At 47.5% G+C, this 20,775-nt stretch carries 18 protein-coding genes and 1 pseudogene; all 19 read right to left on the minus strand.

Going from position 1 to position 20,775, the window contains the following annotated elements:
* Positions 1-21: 21 nt before the first annotated feature.
* The 19 genes and pseudogenes from H8B09_RS19205 to H8B09_RS19290 all read right to left on the minus strand — a co-directional run bounded on the left by H8B09_RS19205 (position 22) and on the right by H8B09_RS19290 (position 20,772).
* Entirely contained in the window at positions 22-1,182 is a 1,161-nt protein-coding gene (locus tag H8B09_RS19205) for an ACP S-malonyltransferase (protein ID WP_191205200.1), read from the minus strand.
* 2 nt (positions 1,183-1,184) lie between these two features.
* On the minus strand, positions 1,185-2,822 hold the full coding sequence (locus H8B09_RS19210; protein WP_191205201.1) for a condensation domain-containing protein: 1,638 nt from the start codon (positions 2,820-2,822) through the stop codon (positions 1,185-1,187).
* Positions 2,806-4,446 carry a non-ribosomal peptide synthetase gene (locus H8B09_RS19215; RefSeq protein WP_191205202.1) on the minus strand — a complete coding sequence of 547 codons (1,641 nt, stop codon included), beginning with the start codon at positions 4,444-4,446 and terminating at the stop codon, positions 2,806-2,808. The genes H8B09_RS19210 and H8B09_RS19215 overlap by 17 nt, the downstream gene beginning before the upstream one ends.
* Complete coding sequence (locus H8B09_RS19220) at positions 4,430-5,620, minus strand: condensation domain-containing protein (RefSeq protein WP_191205203.1); 1,191 nt, start codon at positions 5,618-5,620, stop codon at positions 4,430-4,432. The genes H8B09_RS19215 and H8B09_RS19220 overlap by 17 nt, the downstream gene beginning before the upstream one ends.
* Positions 5,617-8,430: a condensation domain-containing protein gene (locus H8B09_RS19225; protein ID WP_191205204.1), complete on the minus strand. Its 2,814-nt coding sequence runs from the start codon at positions 8,428-8,430 to the stop codon at positions 5,617-5,619. Before H8B09_RS19225 ends, H8B09_RS19220 begins: the two co-directional genes overlap by 4 nt.
* A gap of 53 nt (positions 8,431-8,483) precedes the next feature.
* Positions 8,484-9,590, minus strand: coding sequence for an ABC transporter permease (locus H8B09_RS19230; protein WP_191205205.1), 1,107 nt, complete (start codon positions 9,588-9,590; stop codon positions 8,484-8,486).
* 1 nt (position 9,591) lies between these two features.
* Positions 9,592-10,758, minus strand: a complete 1,167-nt coding sequence (locus H8B09_RS19235) for an ABC transporter permease (RefSeq protein ID WP_224753783.1) — start codon at positions 10,756-10,758, stop codon at positions 9,592-9,594.
* Positions 10,759-10,761: 3 nt separating this feature from the next.
* Positions 10,762-11,679, minus strand: coding sequence for an ABC transporter ATP-binding protein (locus H8B09_RS19240; protein WP_191205207.1), 918 nt, complete (start codon positions 11,677-11,679; stop codon positions 10,762-10,764).
* Between the two features lie 291 nt (positions 11,680-11,970).
* Complete coding sequence (locus H8B09_RS19245; protein WP_191205208.1) at positions 11,971-12,501, minus strand: hypothetical protein; 531 nt, start codon at positions 12,499-12,501, stop codon at positions 11,971-11,973.
* Between the two features lie 355 nt (positions 12,502-12,856).
* Positions 12,857-14,149 carry a WG repeat-containing protein gene (locus tag H8B09_RS19250; protein WP_191205209.1) on the minus strand — a complete coding sequence of 431 codons (1,293 nt, stop codon included), beginning with the start codon at positions 14,147-14,149 and terminating at the stop codon, positions 12,857-12,859.
* Positions 14,150-14,383: 234 nt separating this feature from the next.
* Positions 14,384-15,010 carry a hypothetical protein gene (locus H8B09_RS19255; protein WP_191205210.1) on the minus strand — a complete coding sequence of 209 codons (627 nt, stop codon included), beginning with the start codon at positions 15,008-15,010 and terminating at the stop codon, positions 14,384-14,386.
* A 466-nt stretch (positions 15,011-15,476) separates the two neighbouring features.
* Positions 15,477-16,145 carry a hypothetical protein gene (locus tag H8B09_RS19260; protein WP_224753784.1) on the minus strand — a complete coding sequence of 223 codons (669 nt, stop codon included), beginning with the start codon at positions 16,143-16,145 and terminating at the stop codon, positions 15,477-15,479.
* Between the two features lie 165 nt (positions 16,146-16,310).
* On the minus strand, positions 16,311-16,613 hold the full coding sequence (locus tag H8B09_RS19265; RefSeq protein WP_191205212.1) for a hypothetical protein: 303 nt from the start codon (positions 16,611-16,613) through the stop codon (positions 16,311-16,313).
* Positions 16,610-16,762, minus strand: coding sequence for an ATP-binding protein (locus tag H8B09_RS31430; protein ID WP_397376084.1), 153 nt, complete (start codon positions 16,760-16,762; stop codon positions 16,610-16,612). Before H8B09_RS31430 ends, H8B09_RS19265 begins: the two co-directional genes overlap by 4 nt.
* Entirely contained in the window at positions 16,731-16,979 is a 249-nt protein-coding gene (locus H8B09_RS31435; protein WP_318152661.1) for an ATP-binding protein, read from the minus strand. Before H8B09_RS31435 ends, H8B09_RS31430 begins: the two co-directional genes overlap by 32 nt.
* Positions 16,980-16,983: 4 nt before the next feature.
* Positions 16,984-17,344, minus strand: a pseudogene (locus H8B09_RS31440) (ATP-binding protein).
* Positions 17,345-17,402: 58 nt separating this feature from the next.
* Complete coding sequence (locus tag H8B09_RS19280) at positions 17,403-17,948, minus strand: hypothetical protein (protein WP_191205214.1); 546 nt, start codon at positions 17,946-17,948, stop codon at positions 17,403-17,405.
* 32 nt (positions 17,949-17,980) lie between these two features.
* Positions 17,981-18,766, minus strand: coding sequence for a glycoside hydrolase family protein (locus H8B09_RS19285; protein WP_191205215.1), 786 nt, complete (start codon positions 18,764-18,766; stop codon positions 17,981-17,983).
* 1,076 nt (positions 18,767-19,842) lie between these two features.
* Entirely contained in the window at positions 19,843-20,772 is a 930-nt protein-coding gene (locus tag H8B09_RS19290; protein ID WP_224753785.1) for a hypothetical protein, read from the minus strand.
* Between the last annotated feature and the right edge of the window lie 3 nt (positions 20,773-20,775).

Below are 20,775 nucleotides of genomic sequence, written 5' to 3' on the forward strand. Positions count from 1 at the left end.
GTCTACACGAAGAGCGGCCCATCAGCCGACCTTCCACGCCAGCTTGCTGCGATAGAACTGGATCTCCTCCTCTGGAACTTCCTTCGTGCGCAGGATCAGTTCCAGCAGCTTGAGCGTATCCGCGACTGCCTCCGGCGTTTCTTCCTTGCCGATCTGCGATTTGATTTGGTTGTAGCCGCTGACGACGATGTTCTCATAGGCTTCCGCATCCTGGCTGTTGTTGCGCGTCGATACGATAACGCCAAGCGCACGCGCAAAGAGGCTGTAATGGCGGCTTACTTCGATATCGTCTTTCAGCTCTTTGGTCAGTGCAGCAATGCGCTCTTCATTGTTGAACGCATACACCGTCTTCAGATCGCCTAGCATATTAACGAACATGCCGCTTGGCGACAGATCGACGAACAGCTGAACGCCTTGCGATACCGCGTATTCAACCGACTGCTTCCACTGAACCGGGCTGATGATCTGGCTTGCGATTTCTTCGCGGATGCTCTCGCTGCGGTAAGGACCTGCGTGCTTATTGCTGATGACCTGCGTATGGAGATGCGGGTTGAACGAGAATCCTGCTAACTGCTCGAACACCTGATCCGATGCGTCTTGCATGTAAGACGTGTGGAATGCGCCGCTAACGCCGAGCACAACGCCTTCAAGGCCGTGCTTCTTCGCGAACGCTTGGATCGCATCTTTGTTGCCGGCAATAACCGTCTGCTTGCGGGAGTTATAGTTGGCCGCGAACACGCCTTCTTCGCCTGGCAGCAGTGCTTCAACCTTCTCCGGCGAAGCGAACAGCGCCATCATGCCCGTGCTCTCTTGCCCTTCGATCGCTTCCTTCATCGCCGTACCGCGAATGTTGACCAGCTTAAGTCCTGTCTCATAATCGACAGCGCCAGCAATCGTCAGTGCCGTCAACTCACCCAAGCTGTGGCCAAGCACATGACTCGGATAGAGGCCGACATACTGCTTGTACAGCTCGTACATGCAGATCGAAGCGACATAAGTAGCCAGCTGCGCCTTGCGCGTGTCCCTGCTCAGATCCTCTGTAAACCAGTCGCGAATCGGCTCGCCAAGCACCTTCTCCGCCGTTTCGATCTTCGCCCGAGCGGCTTCATTGCCGAGCCATAACGCCTTGTTCTGTTCCGTAATTTTGGTTCCTTGTCCTGCCAGCAGCAAAGCAATGTTCATGATCAATAGTCCTCCTTCAATTGTTTCATAATGTGAGCTGATAACAGCTCCGACGTATATTGGTTGAAGAAATCCGATATTTTCAAATTGACGCCGAACTGGTCCCGCACCCGTTTCTTGAACTTCACGAGCAGCGTCGAGTCCATCCCGATATCGAAGAAACTCTCATTCGGCTTCACCGTCTCTCCATCTAACATCGCGGAGACGATGCTCATAATGTCTCTGCTAATGGCAGCTTCGCGCTGTTCACGTGTAACGACACACGGCGGGGATGGTGCGAGCATCGGTTGCTCGGCGGCATCTGGTGGAGCAGTCGACTTGTCCTGTGCCGGAGCTTCTTCGACTGCAGCAGCAGTCTGCAGCTCGGCAGCAGTTGCTGCAAACTGCGCTGCCGGAATAGCTTGTCCATCGGCCCGCGATGGTTCTGTTGCCGATGCGAGCTTCGCAATGCCGACCATTGAACCGACAGAAGCTTGCGTATGCCGGTATAGTGCATCTACATTCGCCCGGAATAAGGCGATTAACTGGCGCAGCTCGTCCTCGGCATATTCGCTTGCGATGACGGTTAGCTGCAGAAGCTGGCCGTTTTTGTACACAGAGAAATGCATGCCGTACTTCTCGTCGCGATACGCTTCCGCATCCTCCAGCGTGATGTCATGCTCGCCGTCGAGCAGCTTGTCGATCAGCGTGCCGGACTTGTAGTCGAAAACAATGTCACGGAACAGGTTAAGCAGCTGCATACGCTCCAGCCTCATCACCTCGCCGTAATAATCCCGCGAGCCGAGATTAGCGATTGTGCGTTTCTGAACCGCGCCGATCAATGACTCGACCGATTGCTCCGGATCCAGCTGAAGATCGAATGGAATCATCTGCACGAAGTTGCCCAGCTGCCGATAGGTGTTCATGTCTCTCCCAAGCGATGGATAAGCCGTATACACCTCGTAAGTGCCAAGCCACTGCGCCATGCTGAGCGCGAATGCAGACAGCGTTAGGGCGAAATCCGAATGGCGGCGCGGCCAGTCCGGCAGGACGAACGATTCACAGAGGTAGTGAACGGCGTCTGTCTGCTTGCCGAGCAGCTTCGTCTTGAAGCTGTCGTAACTCTCGAACCGCTGCGGGTCCATGACATCCATCTGCGTAATTGAGGCTTCCTTATTAGTAGGAAGAGTCGATTCGAGCGAGCAAGGCTCGTCCCGCAAATACGAAGCTAGCAGATCTTGAAGGAACAAGTTCATACTGAAGCCGTCCATCAGCGCATGGTGCACGTTCAAGAATAGATAGTCTGCGGTCTCCCCGGATATTTTGCACAGGACTGTTCTTACCAGCTCCTCATCTTCAATCCCGATTAGATGGCTTGCAAGCAGCTCCTCCTTCTCGAGCTTGTCCATGCGTGGGAACGTTTGGATCTCGATGAGCGGGGCTTCCTTCGATACCCGCTTGGTCATGACACCTTCCATCTGGAACGATGTTCGAAAAATCGCCAACCTCTCGAATCGCTCCGTCAACAGGTTATACATCTTGCGAATATTGAGCCCTTGTCCGAATCGGACAAAGAGCGGTATGTTGTAAGCGGTCTGGCTGAGCAGACTGCCGTTGATTACACGCTGCTCATGAACAGTGACATTAGCGGTTGTCAGCATACTCCACGATCTCTCCTATTGTTCGGCTGAACAGCATGTCGAGATCGAGTTGATAGCCTTTGCCGCCCAGCTGCCAAATAATTTCCATCGCCTTGATGGAATCCCCGCCTAGATCAAGAAACGTCTTGTCCAGCACGGCTTCGCCATTCAGCACGCGGTTGATCGTTGCAAGCACTTCTCCGCCTGATGTTTGCGCTGCTTGAATCGCTTTCGTATCGGTCTTACCATTGCTGTTCATCGGAATTTGGTCCACCACCTTAACCGTTGGAATCATAAACTCAGGCAATCTGCTTCTCAGGTGAAGACGAAGCTCTTCGAGATCGATCTGGTCCGTTACGAACAGATAGAGACGTTTCCCGTCATAATGAGCAAGGCAATCCTTCGTTAGTCCAAAAGCGCGGGCGCATCGTTCCACTTCGCCGAGCTCGATGCGGTAACCCGAGATTTTGACCTGACGGTCCTTGCGCTCGATGTAGACGATGTCACCTTGCTCGTTCTCGAGCACAAGATCGCCGGTGCGGTAATACCTTCTGCCTTCTTGGATCAGGAAGACACGCACATTCGCCGCTTCGTCGCCTATATAGCCTCGCATCAGGCCGGAGTCGGAGATGCACAGCTCGCCTTGTTCACCGCGCGGAGCCGCATTCCCCTGCTCATCGACGATAAGATACCGTCCTTGATCGAATAGTCGTCCGATTGGAACCTCCGTCTCGTCACCTTTGACCTCATATTTCGTTGCGTATACCGTCGTCTCGGTCGGGCCATACACATTCCATACCTGGCAATAGCGTGCCGCCGTATGGAGATGCTGGATGGAGCAGCGCTCGCCGCCGGTCAGCACCAGCTTCACCTTGCCGAATTGCTCCGGCATCTCATCGACGAACAGATTGAACAGGCGCGTCGTCAAGAACACACTGTCCAACTGCTCGAACAACGACGGCATCTCATCGAAATCCAGGCTCTCGTCCTTGCTGATCATGCGCAGCGTCATCCCGTTCAGCAGACCGCCGAATATCTCATAGATCGATGCATCGAACTCCAGTGGCGCGAGCTGTCCGATGACTTGGCCCGCGTAGAACGGCTTGTGGTCGACGATTTTCCAGATTGCGCGGTCCTCGATTGCAACAGCCTTCGGCTCGCCCGTCGAACCCGATGTGAAGATGATATAGAGCAGGCTGTCCTCACGGCGTTCAACAGGCAGACCGGTTGCGTCTGGTTGCGCCTTCGGCGAAGCTTCTGCGGCTTCCGCTTCAGCAATTGCAGCTGCGACCTCTTGGTGCAATGGCCATGCCACACCTGTCTCCTTCAGTCCGCGCAGCGTTGCAACGGCCCCAACCTTGGCACGCATCAGCTGTTTGCGATGATCGGGGTAATCTTCGGGAATGACGCAATACGCGCCGCCTGCTCGAACGACGCCGAGTAAGAGGAGAATCGCCTCCAGTTTGCTGCTCGTCTCAATCGTCACGACGTTCTCCGTGCCGATCCCTTGGCGGTTCAGACCTGCCGCAACCTGCTGCGTGATGCTGTCCAGTTGTGCATAAGTCAACGAGACTTCGGTACTCACAATAGCTGCCTGGTCTGTATGGGTATGAAATACGTTTGATAATCTAGCCAATAAGTCCACTAATCGATTCCTCCTTCGCGAAGCTGCCGAGAATGTCCTCGAGCCGCTCATAGATGATAGCCGCCTGCTCTTCCGTATGCTTGCTCCGGTTATATTCCACCTCGATATTCGCCTCTGTGCCATACGTGAATACACGGATATACAGATCGAACTTGCTGAGACGGTCGACGGGCAAATAACGGAATCTGGCAAACATATCTTCCTCGTACGAATACACGATCGAGAAAGGCGTGCCCGCCGGTGCGATGACGCCCTTGCCCGACCAATCAAGCAGGTTGTCCTGGAACACCCTTCTTGCCTTCTGTTCCAACGTTTCCTCCGTCGCGATCAGCGCCGGCTTCATCCGGACGAAGCAGCCGATCGAGCCGAGATTCCGCAACCGTATGCGCCAGTTGCCGATCGTGCCATAGGCTTGTCCTTCGCAAACAGCGCTCAGCGCTTGCTCGACTGCTGCCTGATATACAGCATTCTTCGTTACTTTGTACTCAGTTGCCAATCGCCCAATACGTTCCAGCTGCTCTGCGGTCAACTGTCTGCGAAGCCGCCCTACGCCGGAATGACCGTCCCGCTTCTGTATCGGGAGCTGCAGAGGAATGTCTACGCTGGAAACAGCCTCCCGCTCTTGATCGCCTGCTCGCTGCAGTGCGTGGATCTGATCATAGATGCTCAGGGAACCAAGCTCTGCGGTAACATTAACGGACGGGTTTTCTATCGAAGGAACAAGCTCCTGACCCATCAACCGATTAAACAAGGCGTTCTCGAAGCTGCGAATCCCTAGGCCATCGATGCAGATGTGATGGAACTCTGCGTACAGATAGCGCTGTCCCTGATGCTCGAGGAACAGAAACCGCCATGGATATCCTGCCGTCAGATCAATCGGCTTCAGCTCGTCTGCGATATATACCTCCAGGTCCATGCTGACGTGCCGCGTCGGAACGAGAAACTGCTCGCATCGAAGCGGCTCATGCCGCTGGTAGAACACCCTCCCTTCCGGTTCATATTCGTAGTGGACCTGAAGGGCTTCGCATTCACGAATCGTCGTATACAATGCTTCTTCAACAACGTCATAGGTATGGACGGTCTCCATCGCATACAGCAATGGCAGCCGGTAGACGGGGAGGCGATTGCATATGTACATATTGCGCTGTATCGCCGTCAGCTCGCTTCTTATCATCCGAATTCGCCTCCGACAAGGCGGCCCGAATGCGAGAGCGACTCGGTCAGCTCAAACAACAGATCCTCAATTTCATCCGTTCCGTAGATATCCTGATCGATGTAGAGGTTCAGCCGATAGAATCGGTCATCCGTTCCTGGCACTAGGTTGAAGAACAACTGAAACTTGGAATAAGCTTCGAATTCGGTCACTTGCTCAAAGATGGAAGGCTTCGTGTTGGTAGGCAGGCTAGCATTCGCAGTGTTGTGCGTAAGCCGCTGGTAGACGATGCGCGGGAAAGTCAGGCGTCCGTCTCCTTCTGCGAGGTCATAGATGGAGGAGGCTTGATGCTGTCTTGCGGTACGCAGGCTTTCAATCAGCGTACGGTTGTCGTTCCGATCGAACAACACCGGCAGCACACGAGCGAAGGAGCCAACGACCCGATTCGCATTCGGTACGACGCGCCCATGGTACACAGCACCGATGCTGCCGCGGGCCACGCCGTAGTAACGGCCGAGTGCATCCGTTATTGCATGGAGCAGTATACCGTCATGCACTTCTGCCGTCTCGCCAAGAGCATGCAGCAGCCATTCCCGCACTTCGTATCGACCCCTGCCGAGATCCGGCTTGCCTAGCGTTACATACTCCGCTTGGTGGCCGATTCGATCAAGGAATGATCGCCACCCTAATGTCGCGTTTTTCACCGCAGCCGTATAAACTTGCTCCAGCCGACGGTACTGCGCATAACGCGGCTCTTCATTGTGGTAACATGCCGTGATCTGGCTGAGCAGCAATTCGATGCCCATATGATCGATCAGCAAGTGGTGAATGTTCACATACAAGAAAGCTGCTTCTTCACCCGGAACCGAGACGAGTTTAATGTCCCACAGTCGCTGCTCGCCGCTGCGAACCGATAATCCGCCTTTCAACTGCTGCATTTGCTGCGAACTGCCGAGCACAAGCGTTTCAATCTTCAATCGTTCGAGAGGGACCACCGTTGCAACGGCTTCGCCGCCCGAGAAGACAACTGTCGTTCGGAACGCCTCATTGTGCGACAACGCTTCTTCGACCGACTGCTTCACACGATTCAAACGGCGTCCTGCCTCCCTCGACAGCCGATATGCATACTTGACGTCATACATGCTCGAGTCAAGATGACGGAAGCTATCGATGAAGATCGCTTTCTGGAAGGTCGGAAGAATGTAGCTCGCGGACAGCGCGGTCTGAGCTTCTGTTGGTACGGTTATGCGCGGGCTTGTTGGTACCGTTACTGCTGTCGCCGCGAGCTCCCCGTGATCTGAATCCGAAGGGAACGCTGTCTCAGCGTCTATCCGCCCTTCTGCAATTACCGCCGCTGCGGCTTCTTGAGCCGCAGCTTCTACTGCCTGCTGTGCGGCAGCCTTCTCCGCTTGGAGCGAAGCCGCTTGGTCCCGAATCGAAGCCTTCAATTCGCCTATCGTATGAGAGGAATAAATTTCATGGTAAGAGAGCTGTACGCCGAAACGCTCATAGACATCTGTGATCAGGCCAGCAATTTCGAAGGAGGTCATCGACGAGTCGAGCACATGATCTTCATCGCTGAATCGTTCGAACAACGCATCCAGCGAGCTGGCAGCGGGATGCTGCTTGGTTGGCTGCTCCATCTGCCATTGCTCTGCTGGTGTAGAAGCAGCCTCGCCGTTACCCATCACTGGGACAAGCGCTGTCAGATCGAATTGATCGAGTGACAGCAGCGCCTCTTCCAAGCGAGTACAGATCGCTTCCGCCAGCTTCCGATCATACCGGTATTCCAAACTGACGTAATCGTCATATTCGTTCAGTTGAATATGATTGTCGTACTTGTACAAATATTCGCCTAGGGTTAACTCCGTGAACAAGCCTTCATGCGATGGCCCGCCGCTCATCCGAGTGTACGAGATGACCCAATCAAAACCGGCTGTGCCCACAGCCGCCATATAACCGTCATACGTCAGACCGGCCGATTGCTCTACCGCCGTGAACAGCTGTCGGAACAGCGTCTTCCCGTGCTCGGCATAACTCTTCTGTCCTTCCAGCTTCAACAGATAAGGCACGATATCGGTGAAATTGCCGATCACATCGCCTTGATGCCGCTGGTCGCGGCGAGAGACGACAACGCCGATCGCGTTCGTCTCTCGCTCCGACAACAGCCCTGCCGCAAGAAGAATGACGCCGAACTTCGTCATGCGAAGCTTGCGGGCAAGCGAACCCAGCGATTGATACGCTTGCTCGCTCAACCGCTTGCCACCGTAGACCGGCTCTGCGAGCTTAGCCGATTCCCGCCGAACAGCGGGAAAGGGTTCCAGCGCAGACTTCGCGGCACGTTCTGGCGCGTTCCAAGCTGATGGCCATGAAGCCTCCGTTTCGTCCACCGAACGTGATGCCGGATCTGCTGCGCTGCTCTCCAGCAGCGCCAGGAACGGCGCCAGCGAATCGCCGTCGAACACCAGATGATGAATAAGAAATTGAATAATCCGTTCCTGTTCATCGATATAGAACCGAGCAAGCCTCTCGCCTTCGAACAAGCCAAGCTTTCGTCCTTGCAGCGGCCCTTCGCTCCGATAGTTGATCGGACCGCTCTCCTTGGCGAGCATGTATCGGCCGTCATGCCGTACTAGCCGGCAGCCAAGCATCCCTGCAGCTTGCATAGCCGCTTGCGCAGCGTCTGCCGCTTCAGATGTCGACAAGCGCTCATCATAGCGAAGCGTGAAGAAGATGTCATAATTCTTGCGATGCAATTCCGCATAGACAATCTTCTCGTGCAGCGGCGCTATGGCATACAAGGTCTGTTCACAGACCGCACTTCCTGCCATGATTAAATGTTCCTCCTTTCATCTAGTTCAAGCTATCGCACGCACGCGGGGCATTAAATGTTCTCGGTCCTCACACGGGACAACAGGGCGAACAGCACAGCCGCGCAGACCAGCAAGCTGATCATATGCGTCGTGATGGAAGCTGCATTGCCCGAGAAGCCGCTGAACACTTCCTTGTTCAACTGTGTAATCCAGCCTGTCGGCAGCAGCTTCGCCAGCTTCTGCATCCCCTCCGGCATGATCGACGTATCCCAGAGCGTACCGCCGAGCATCGCCAGCGGCAGCGAGACGACGCTGATCAGCAAGCGGCCTGTCGACAACCGCGTCGTCCGGCTGACAAGCAGCAAGCCGATACCGGCGGCAATGACGTTCAGTAAACCGTAGGCTGCAACGAGCAGCAGCAGCTGACCGATGGACAGCGACAGATCAATCTGGAACACGGTACTCATGAGAAGAATCATAAGCAGGAACTGTGCAATGCCGATCGCCGCGAACACGCCAACCGTCTGCAGGTAATAATTCAACCGGCTGTACGTCGACAGCAGCACACGCTGCGTTGTCATGTGGATTTTGTCCCCGAGGAAGAGCATCGTGTTCGTCATCGTCAGGAACAACATGATGAAGACGATCATGTTGAACGCGCTTGTCAGAACGACAGCATTCGGATTGCCGATAATGCTCTGCTTCACTTGAATCGGAGCAGCAGATTGTTCCGCCTTGAGCAGATTCGCCTCGAACGCTGCCTCGTCTGCGGAGTTATGCGCCAGCGTCTTCATAACGGAGAAGATGCTGTTCAGCTTGATCTCCAGCGAGCTGGCATTGTAGCTGCCGCCTTCGGAATAGAAGGCCGCCGACAACGCATCCGGTTTCGCGAATACGTCCTTGGCGCTCGTCGTCAAGACGATGCCGACGTCCGCGTCATGATGGATCGCATCTTCCTCCATCTCCGCGTGCGTTACCGTCACATCCTGCTTCTCCAGCATCGCCGTCAAATAATTGTCCAGCGTTGGATCCTCTACATAAGTGGATACCGTTAATTTCGTTGCCGATTCATATTGGGCGACTACCGAGTAAGTGAAGAGCACTGGCAGTACGATGATGAGAATAAGCGTCAGCTTGCGTTTCAAAATCCGCCTAGCATACAGCTCGAATACGTGCATCTTAGCGGACCCCCTTCCTCGTGAGCGAATAGACCGAAATCAAGATGAACCCGAGTGCAGCGACGAGTGACGAGTACACCGGCGCCAGATTGATCACACCTTGTTGGATGTAATCGAACAGCGGTTGTTGATACAACTCGTTGATGCTCATATTCTTCAGACCGCCCAGGTCGATCTTGATGAAGCCGCCGCCGATGAAAGTCATCACTGGAATGAGCAGCGTGACGACACTGTCGATTGCCTTCACGCGTCTAGCGATAACACCGAGAATAAGCCCCAGTGCATTGAAGAAGATCGAGCCTGCCACGATGATGAAGAATACGACCAGCATGTTGTCGCCATAGCTGACATCGAAGAACCACTGGGCACATAGCACGATAATGATGCCCTGCACAATCGAGATTGCGCAGCCCGTCAGCAGTTGGCCAAGGATGAGCGATGTGCGCGACAACGGCGATACGAGATAACGGTCACCAAGCGCTTCGCTGTATTCCTCTTGGACAAAATTCATCGTATTCGCCAGACCGTATACGAGAATGAGCACGAGCATCGTTACGCCATAGTAGCTGAGTGCCGTAATGTTGCTAGAGTCGTCCTTGCCGTCCGTACTGCCATCCTTGCTCCCATTCGTTGTTAACAGGTTGCTGTAGACATGTGTGTACAGCTCTTTCTGATTGCCTGCGCTAGAGACGTCCATTGCTAGATAGCCGTCTCCGAATGTGGATAACATCAGACCGGTTATATTCACCTTGTCGATATTGCTATCCTCGCCATATACCGTGACATTGCTCTCCTTCTTGCTCTCGAAACCGCTCGTCAGATCGGACGGGATGTAGATGTACTGCTCTGCGTCGCCATCCTCGATCATTTGCTCTGCCTTCTTCGCATCGGTCTCGACCGTTACATCGAACAACGCCTTGTTGTCCTCGCTCGTCAGGAACGCCACGATATCTGCGCCGAGCTTGCCTTTGTCGTCATTAACGACGACGGTCTTCATCTGTGACAAACTTGCCGGAACGGCTGCTCCGCCCTCGTCATCCTTATCGAATACCGAGGAGAGCGCATTGCCCAAGATCACGATGAGCAGCAGCGGCAGCAAAATGTAATTCACGATGATCGTCGGATTTTTCAACTTGCGTTTCATTGAGGTTGCGAATATGGTCCACATGGGCTAATCCCTCAAATTCTTCTTCGTTAATTTGAAAAACACTTGCTCCAGGTTCGGCGAGATGTACTGAAAGCTCTTAACTTCCTCTCCGAACGCATCCTTGATGACCGTGATGGCACCAACGTCATTCTTCGGAATGCCGATCTCTACCATGTTGCCGTCCGTCGACAGCACATTGTACTGCTCTAGCTGCTTCGCATATGCCGTGCTCTTGCGCTGCAGCTCAAGCTTCAGAATCGCTTGGTCCGTATGCTGCTGGATAATGTCGTTCAGCGTGCCTTGGCACAGCAGCTGGCCGTTGTCGATGATGCCGACATGGGAACAGATTTTCTCTACTTCTTCCATGTAGTGCGAGATATACACAACGGTCGTGCCGATCTGGTTCAGCTCGAGGATTGCATCGAGAATCCGGTTGCGGGACTGCGGGTCAACACCGACCGTCGGCTCGTCGAGGATGATGACATCCGGATTGTGGACAATGCCGCATGCGATGTTCAGCCTGCGCTTCATGCCGCCGGAGAACTTCTTCGGCTTCTGGTTGCGCTCATCCCACAGACCGACGAACTCGAGTGCGAAGCGAACCTGCTTCTTCAATCGCTCGCCCTTCAGATCGTACAATTTGCCGAAAAACATAACGTTCTCATAAGCCGACAGATCGTACAGCAGCGCCAAGTCCTGCGGTACATAGCCGACGCGGCGGTTCGTGCTTGCGTTCATATGCTCATTGAACCATTGCAGCTTGCCGCCCTGCGGCTTATCCAAGCCGAGCATAACCTTCGTCAATGTCGATTTGCCGGCACCGTTAGGACCGAGCAAACCATAGATTTGCTTATCTCCGATTGAGAGTGAGAGCCCCTTTAACACCGGTTTCTTTTTGTTATAGCTAAACTGAATGGCTTCCCCTGCAAATACTGTCCGCATTCATGCGTACCTCCCGTAAATGGTATTGAACTCTTTCGTAAACCCAGTGTAGCATCGGCGTCCTGCATCTATACGTGCATGTCGTAACATGCACTTATGATGTAATAACTGTATAGGCGGGCGGCAGATAGCATGTCGTAACTGCATGAATAAGGGGGTTCTAAAGTCGGTAAGGGTGGCATAAGTGTGCGGCGATCGTACTTCATTAGACATGGTTTGAGACGTAGATGAGCGCCTGAGTCGGATGTAAAAAGGCTCCCTGCACCGCACGAATGGCGGGCTGGAAGCCTTTTAATCAACAACATTATGAATATATAGTTCTGAAGCTTCGCCATCTTCTGCATAGGATTGAAAACTGTACGTGATCCCGTTTAATACATACTCTAGTTTATAGGCTGTAACATCCTCTGAAGAAATCCAGCTCTTCTTGACTTCTTCATCCCCTAGTCGATTCTTAATTTCCTCGAACTTCATACCCGGCAGTGCGCCATTAATGCTGATATTGTTCAGATTAGTTTCTGAATTTATCGCAATATACGCCGGCAGCGAGTCATCCGAGTAATCAGGATATACAAGTGTAATACCAAGATCAAGAACAAACACAGATGGGAAAGTCATATGCGACTCCATAATGGCCGTGGTATCCTCACTCGCATCACCTTCTGACCGACTAAGAGCATCGTCTCTCTTGATGTGTGTATATTGATTGATTAGCTCAGATGCATCATTCAGACCATTGTTAGAATTAACGTCTGTGTTACCACATGAGCATTGGAAGAGAAGCAGCAGAATTCCCATGACTATCACTTTCGAACGTTTCATCGGACTACACTCACTTTCTATTTATCAGCATGATGAATAGAAAAAAGCTTGCATCGATAGATTATCAACGCCAGCCACTGCAATATCCATATAATAGTATTTTCGACTTTGAACCATTAGAATTTAATACTCTATTAGCCTTGGTTCACCTACTAAGTTAATTCAATTACAGCGACAAGTTTAAATTCCTGGCCCTCCTTATGAAAGACTGCCCAGTTCCCCGTCAATTCTGTGTAAGGGTCAAAAATTGCAACTGCTTTTGGTAAACGCATAATAGTCATCTCTTAACGCAAGTTACGGTTATAAGTGCAAAGACCTTTCAAAGACCTTTCTTCCTTCTCTCGTACACGTTAGCCTAATTATAAATTTCTATAATTCCTTTTTTTTCTATGCCATTCTCCACATTGATCACGGTAGCATAGGGGCCGTTCATCTCTCCTATAAAGTCAAAAATAGGAGCGAGGCGTTGCTCTGCGTGCAACCCCATTAAACCATATTTGCGAACTGTCATGTTTTCATCTGTAAAAATATAGCCAGGAATCACATTGAATGGATTATCATAATAAAATGCACTGATATAAAATTTAGAGTCGCCCGAAAAAATATTACTTCCTTTGCTATCGATAATACAGTATAAGTCTTTCGAGACGAAGGCGAGTCCATTTTTAAACTCTCCAACTTCAATCATAAGTCCTTCCGAAGCATTATAAGGATAAAAATCAATAACTATGTTTCCATCATAGTCAATATACGCCCAAGCATCTCCGTCTTCCGTGTATCCTGCCACTTTGACTGCTGCCTTGCCTTCACTGAAGTTCCCGACGTCATCATACTTTAAATCAACACTTACCTGTCCATGGGTATCGATAAAACCCCATTTATTGTTGTTCATGACTGCCGCGTATCCTTCATGAAAGTCTTTAACCTGGTCATATTCTAACGTTGTTATTAGGTTCCCATCACTATTCACAAATCCCCATTTATCATCAAGCTGAACTGCAGCCATTCCTTCGCTATATTCTTCAACCTGATCATACTGAGGTTTAACGACCATGTGACCAGAGTTATCTATAAATCCCCAACTACCAGCCAACTTTACAGCTGCACGGTTTCCAATGAAGGATTTTACCTCTTCAAATCGAGGCTGAATTATTAGCTCGCCAGATTGATTGATGTACCCCCACTTATTATTTTGTTGAACCGCTCCCCTGGCTTCACTAAACGGGTCTGCACTCTGATACCACTTATCCGTGATGCTTCTTCCCTTTTTATCAATGTATGATGATTTCCCATCAAGGCCTACCATAGCGACACCATCATAAAAACCATCTATTTGGTCGTATTCATTCGGCAATACCGATTCCCCTTGGGTGTTTATCACTTTGTATTTCCCGTTGCCGCCCTTGACTGCAATCCAATTTGCATCTACAAAAGACAGCTCGTCATATTTACCCGCCTCCACAACCCATTTCCACTTTAATTCTTCATTATTAATTGGGGACTGATCGGTTATCACATCCGCAGCATTCTTGCTAATTGAAGTAAAGTCTATAGCAGCATCAGACTTGGCCTGTTTACTTGAACAACTTGTTAGCCCTAAACAAAAAACTACTAGAAAAATGATGACAATTAATTTCTTTTTCATCATGTATACATTCCTTTTCACATTTTTCACGATAAACTATACTTTTTTAACAGTGGAATACGCATCTTTACGAATATGGGGCACTCCTGTAGACCCTTGTGAAACCACGTCGCACGCTATATATGATGTATCGTATTAATAACTATTTACTTGAATATTATTTTCCAAATTGAGAAAGACCCTGAGAGGGGCTCTCAAGGTCTTACCACTCTTACGCAAGTTTTCGAGGCCGAAAATTCAATTTGAATCGCCAAACAACTCATTGTAAGAAAAAGATACATCATTAATATTTTTGTGCGCTAATTCTACTGCATTAAAATAATCTTTTGTTAATTCATCAAATTGTTCTTCAGTCACTCTAAAATAGTATAACTTCTGTCCTTCATCAAAATATGCTTGATTTTTCAATTCTTCTGTTATGTTTATTTGACTGTCTTGATTAGTATACTGCGGTAAAGATACCATATATACGGGAATATTATCTTGCTTAGAATAAAAAGTTACAGAACAAATCAAATCCCCATTGTTATTAAGCTCATAAAATGCATTAGCTGGAAAAGCTCCGGTTTCACTATCCCACGCAATTTTATTGCTTCCAATTAATGAAAGATATCCACCTTCCATCTTATAAATCAAGAACAATTCATTTAGTTTATCATCATATTTAAAGATATAAGTGCTACCATTGTTCGAAATGCAGAGTTCTGGAGTGTTATCTTTATCAAAATCAAAAAAATAAAAATCATAGCTGTTTACATCATACAAATAATCATCACCATTATAAACTTTTAAGGGATCAAAATCCTTTAGATAATCTTTTTCCCCAGTATTATTGTCTATAAAAGCAACTTCATTTTTAAGCAATTGATTAAATTTCTTCTTATAAAGTTCATTATTGCTTAAGCTCTCTTTTGTAAATTCTCCATAAAAATCTACTTTATTAAAGCATTATTTATGATTGTTAATGTCTTTTCATTCGCAAAGCTTATATTATCATATGGAAATTCTCGATAAGAACTATATGATCGACCATAATTTGATTCAACTGTTACACTCGACGAATTATTTACAGACGAACATGAACACATTAGGAAAGTAAGGATAATCAAGGATATCAAAAACGATCTTTTTTTTATTATATTTATCACACCCTTTTATAATTGGACCAAACTCTATGTTGATGATCTCATTCCTTCGAGATATCTTCAGTTTAGGGGATCAGTGTTACTTCGTCCCACGCTACATATCATGTATCGTACTAATGACTATTAACTTGAATATTATTTTCCAAAAATGTGAAAGACCCTGAGAGTAGCTCTCAAGGTCCTACTTAAAATGCGATGGGGTGCCATTCAACTTTATCAGATTTAATTGACAATAACTTTCGAGTTAATTTATCCCAGTCTGTTTTAGAAGCGATTTGCACGTCTTCATCACCATCATTAAAGAAATAGGTGTCGTAATTCTCATCATCATTCGAAGAATATTTAGAGAACCCTATTCTTAATGTTTCATTACCGTAAAAATCAAAGACACTATACTGATAGTCTACATGCTTCGGGGCTGCTCCATCACGTGAATATAAAACTGCTCCATTATTTAATGGAATATCATATCCAGTGAAATCATGCCATAGTACCAACTGCTTGTCTATTACAGTAAACACAAGGTAAGAGATGCCTCCCCTGACATGCAGCTCGGGTAACCCGTCATGATTCATATCATATAAAGCATATTCGTCAGTACTGTCCAATGTTTTTGACCCGAAGTAATCTTCTATTCTTATTTCATCATTATTCTTATCTTTCGCAATTACTTTACCCTGCAAAAAATCCCTAAATAATTGTTCATTGTACCCCGGTACTAATGAATCGTTCTGTTTCTGCTGGTCAGTTGCAGACGAGGTACTACTACACGACGTTAAAATAAATAAGGATAGAATCAATATACAAGTCAACTTATATTTCTTCAACATATTATCCCCTTGTATCAACCACATGGAGTTATACTCGCATGTAGTCAATTTAGTCTTTCCCATGCTTTCATCCGTGAAAGTTTTATTTTTGCTCGCTAATCCTAAATGTATTTTTTCACCATATCTATGGACTTGTTCTTTAAATCACCATTAATTTCTTCGTCCAAGCTCGGGTCGTTCTTAAAGGTCTTATTTTGTTGCAAATATATTCTGGCGACTGGGGGAGGGGATTGCCCCTTCTGCCCCTGCACCCGTTATGTACTCAGCTATTATGATGATATCCTTCAAATTGTCGTTATTCACATCCTGAAATGAAACGGCTCTAACCTCTGATGAGCTCCCCATCTCATTACCATAAAAATCAAGCAATTGATAAAGAACATGACCCTCGTCATCAGTCAAATAAAAGAACAACTTATATGGTCCATCCTCTTCTGTCAACATCGGATGAATATTCCCCAAAAGTATCGGTTTAAAATTCCCCAGATTCATCGGTCGACTTCAGCGTCCTCTGTAGATTCAGGGCGGAAGAAGCCGGCCTTTTTCTTCTCTTTGATACGGAAGCTCTCGCCCTTGATATTAACGGTGCTGGAGTGATGGAGGAGGCGATCAAGGATTCGCCGTGGCCAGCACCGTATCACCTAAGATATCACCCCAAGTACCAAATGTCTTATTAGATGTGAGCATGATAGAGCCTCGTTCATACCGCTCAGAGACGATCTGGAAGAAGAAATGTGCGGCAGTCTCGTCCATCTTCCGGTAGCCGATTTCATCGATGATGAGCAGGTCGGGCTTGATGAACATCTTGATCTTCTGTTTGATCGTGTTGGTCAAGTGAGCAGACTGCAGCGTCTGCACCAGGTCATGCGCCGTATGAAGTAGACGGTATGTCGCTTCTTAATGGCTCGAGGCCAAGCGCTACGGCGAGGTGCGTCTTGCCCACACCAGGCGGACCAAGGAAGATGAGATTTTCTCGATGCGCCACGAAGCGTGGATAGGTCGCGGATCCGACGCTCGTCGACCGATGGCTGGAAGTCGAAGTCGAATTGGTCCAGCGTCTTTCGGAAAGGTAGATGTGCAAGACGCGTCCGTGGCTGGATAAATCGGTCGTGCTTGGCCAGCAATTCTTCAGCCAACAGCTTGTCCAGAAACTCCAGATACGGTGTATGTCGGCAGCAGCTGGGGGAATTTACAACCGATGATATTGGGGATTTTACTACCATCTCCAAGGTCCATACTCAATGAACACTAATATTCTGTTTTTTTATTCCTCTTTTAACCTTATGTTCTAATTAAGTGAAATAGGTCCCCCCCAATATCTGTGTATAGCTCTCCTTCATTAGAGCTAGAGTAATAGTACACGTTAGTGTAGTAATCTACTTTTTCATCCCCATAAAATAAATCCTTTAATAATTTATCCTTGTAAATACTTATTAATTTAAGTTTATCAACATCTAGATCGCTAATGCTTCGCAGCCAATCAGTGGTATTATAAAAATCTTCACTACTACTATCTTCTATTTGATAATAAATAGGCTGTATCATTTCACTACCGATTTGAATAGAATCAAGGGAAAGAGTGATCTCCATTCCTATTATGTTCTTTATATCTTCTTCGTCATTTCTACTACCGCCCTCACCATACGCATAGACATTATCGATCTTCCATTTACCAATAATCTTGCCTAGTGGTTCCTTTAGCTCGCCTACTTCGGAAGCATGGGATTCCGAAGCCAATACCGAAGAACTTTGCGTGATTTTATCTGTTTTACCACTACATCCAGCTTCAATAATAGTAAGCATAATTAGAATTACACTAAAAGCCATCTTGAACAATCCTCTCACCCTTCCAACTATTTCTAGAAATCTTTTGGTATCTCTCGGTCTGGATAGGGTTGATATTCTCCAAGCGCAAATATCTCCCATTCATCATATCTTCGACGATATAGACCAGGTAGTTTCTTACCACTTCCTTTTACCCACTGCAACATTTCATTTTTAAACTCTTCGGAAGTATAGTTACCTTCTTTTAACATCTTTCCTGGATCACTCTCCAGAAAATTCCCACCATTAAACTTCCAACTTACAAGCGCATCATATTCTTGTTGTAATAATGAAACACTATTTTTCTCAGTAAATGCATTAACATAATTCTCAGCCTTTGTTTTCATATCAGACTTTAATAACCCAAGCGCTTTTTCCTTCGTTATTCCATTTGAAGGGAACTTTTCTCCCTTCAAAATTTTGTGACCATAACCGATTGTTTGTATACCTCGTTTTTTTTCATCTGGTGTCGCATAATATGGTTTGGCTGAGAACTTCTCATAAGACTTTATAAAATCTGCAATTTTTTCACTCGCAACATGATATGTGCTTTTGATGGTCAGCCCTTCATAATATTTTTGACACGATTCTTGTGAATTACATACAGAATCATGTCCACTAGGATCAATAAGAAGAAGCGGATTATTCTTCACATAAGTATAAAGATTCAAACTTAGCGGCTGCTTCATATCCCCCAGATACGTATCCTCACTAATAAACCGCCCGATGCTCGAGTCAAAATACCGCGCACGCGCATAGCTCAGTCCGCTAGTAAAGTCATATTCCAGTCCCGTAAAACCAACTAAGTTATCTGTTCCCATCCAATTCGGATCGAATTTCTCCGTTGCCTTTGGATTACCAAACTCATCATATTCGTAACGAGCTGCGACCTGTCCGCCATCGAGATCGGGCTGCCCAGAGCATCATTCACGTAGTAAAGCATCTGGCTGGTGTTCTTGAAGTTTCCTATACCCAGTGTCGGTGCCCAACCTGAATTCGGATCCTCCGTTGGCACATACGACATGCCAAGCTTCTCATCGCCCGCGCCGTACAGGTACGTTTCTCCCCAATTTGGTACGGAAGGTCATCATTAGAAGGTAGTTACAATTATTTACAATAGTAGTCATTTTTATGACTTTAAAAAAATGGCTCCTGATTGATATCAGAAGCCAGCTACCTCTACACATGAAAAGCAAGGAAAAGCGTTCTCTTGCTGCAGTGAGAAAATTGTATGCTCATACCTCATATTTAAACATCGGGCACCAATGAAGCGCACTTACATTTGAGATAGATTCATCGAACTACTCATTTCTTAAAAACCAAGGCTGCTGCGATTTCTGATCCTTGATATCCCTAAAACAATGAACACCCGTACCTTGGATAGCTCATACTCTCAATAGGTGGAACAGTTCACCATCAATCTCTGTGAAGAGCCACCCCTCATCTGAGTAATAATATAAATTTCCCTTACCAAAATACAGATCCTTAAACGAACTATCTTTATAAATTATTATCACCTTAAGCTTATCAACATCCAAGTCACTATAAACACGCAACCAATAAGCCGTTCCGAAAGCATTTACATTAGTACTATCTTCTATTTCAAAATATATGGGCTTTATCATTTCACTATCAATCTGAATAGAATCATAGGACAAAGACAAAGTGATCCCCGTTCCGATTAATCACAGAATCTCACGCCCCCTGCTATCAACAGTAGATTCTTATTTACATCACACGCTATATATCTTGTATCGTATTAATGTCTATTTACTTGAATATTATTTTCCAAATTAAGAAAGACCCTGAGATGATCCCAGGGTCGTAGTCTTTTGTAAATACGAGATTCTATTATTGAATGTGGTTGCGGCTTTCTGTGAATTCGTGATCGGATCCACTAAAGTTCAAATGAATCACTCGTAATTGTCACATCAAGGTTCAATTGTTTTAATTGTACACCATATTCTTTGTTCATCCCCGAGACATGCAATGATTCTATTGTCGGGAAGTACTCCTTCAAGTTGATTAAGTCTACCTCTACATTGCTTAATATGAAACTTATATGCTTGGCGTGTTGCAGCCCTCCAATCTCGGTCAGATTCATTGCCTGGGTACAGCTATTAACAGTTAACCACTCCAAGTTCTCGAACATTCTTAACGTACTTAAATCTAGCTTTTTGCAACTATCCACTATCATTCTTTTAATGATGCTATTATCTCCCGTAAACCGTTCAAGATTTCGGCAACCTAGTACATTAATTTCAATTAACCTTTCTGTGGCCGCAGTGTTTCCTAACTCTTTAAATTTACAACTTTTAAAGTAGATACTCTCCAACGGCACATCTTTCCACTCCAATAAATTCGGTTCAATACTGGAATGGTAAATATCGATTGTCTGTAGCTCCTTGCAGCCAGCCACCGCCGAGAAGTCTTCGGTTCGTTCCACATGAAGAAGCATACGTTTGACTTCTGCTTGAGAAAGCTGGGACAGATCTCTTCGCCGATTTTTGTGAGTGTGGATTCTAATAAATTCCCCTTTACTGAACAACTCCACGCCGTCTAAAGATTTAATTTGGTGTCCATAAATAGACAAATACTCTAAATTCGTAAAAGCACGCAATACACGAAGATTACTTAATGAGGAGTTCCAGTTAATTGTTAGACTCTTCACTCGGTCAATGCCTTCCAATTGACGTAAATGCTCTGTAAGTGCCTCAATGTCAACTTTATCGTCTAACTGGTTAACCAGTTGCAAACTGTTATATTGTTCTTCTATGTGAGTCAACTCTGCGAATCGACTCTCTTCCAATTCCAGCTCCTCTAACACTCG

Source organism: Paenibacillus terricola, assembly GCF_014779765.1.
Classification (GTDB): domain Bacteria; phylum Bacillota; class Bacilli; order Paenibacillales; family Paenibacillaceae; genus Paenibacillus_T; species Paenibacillus_T terricola.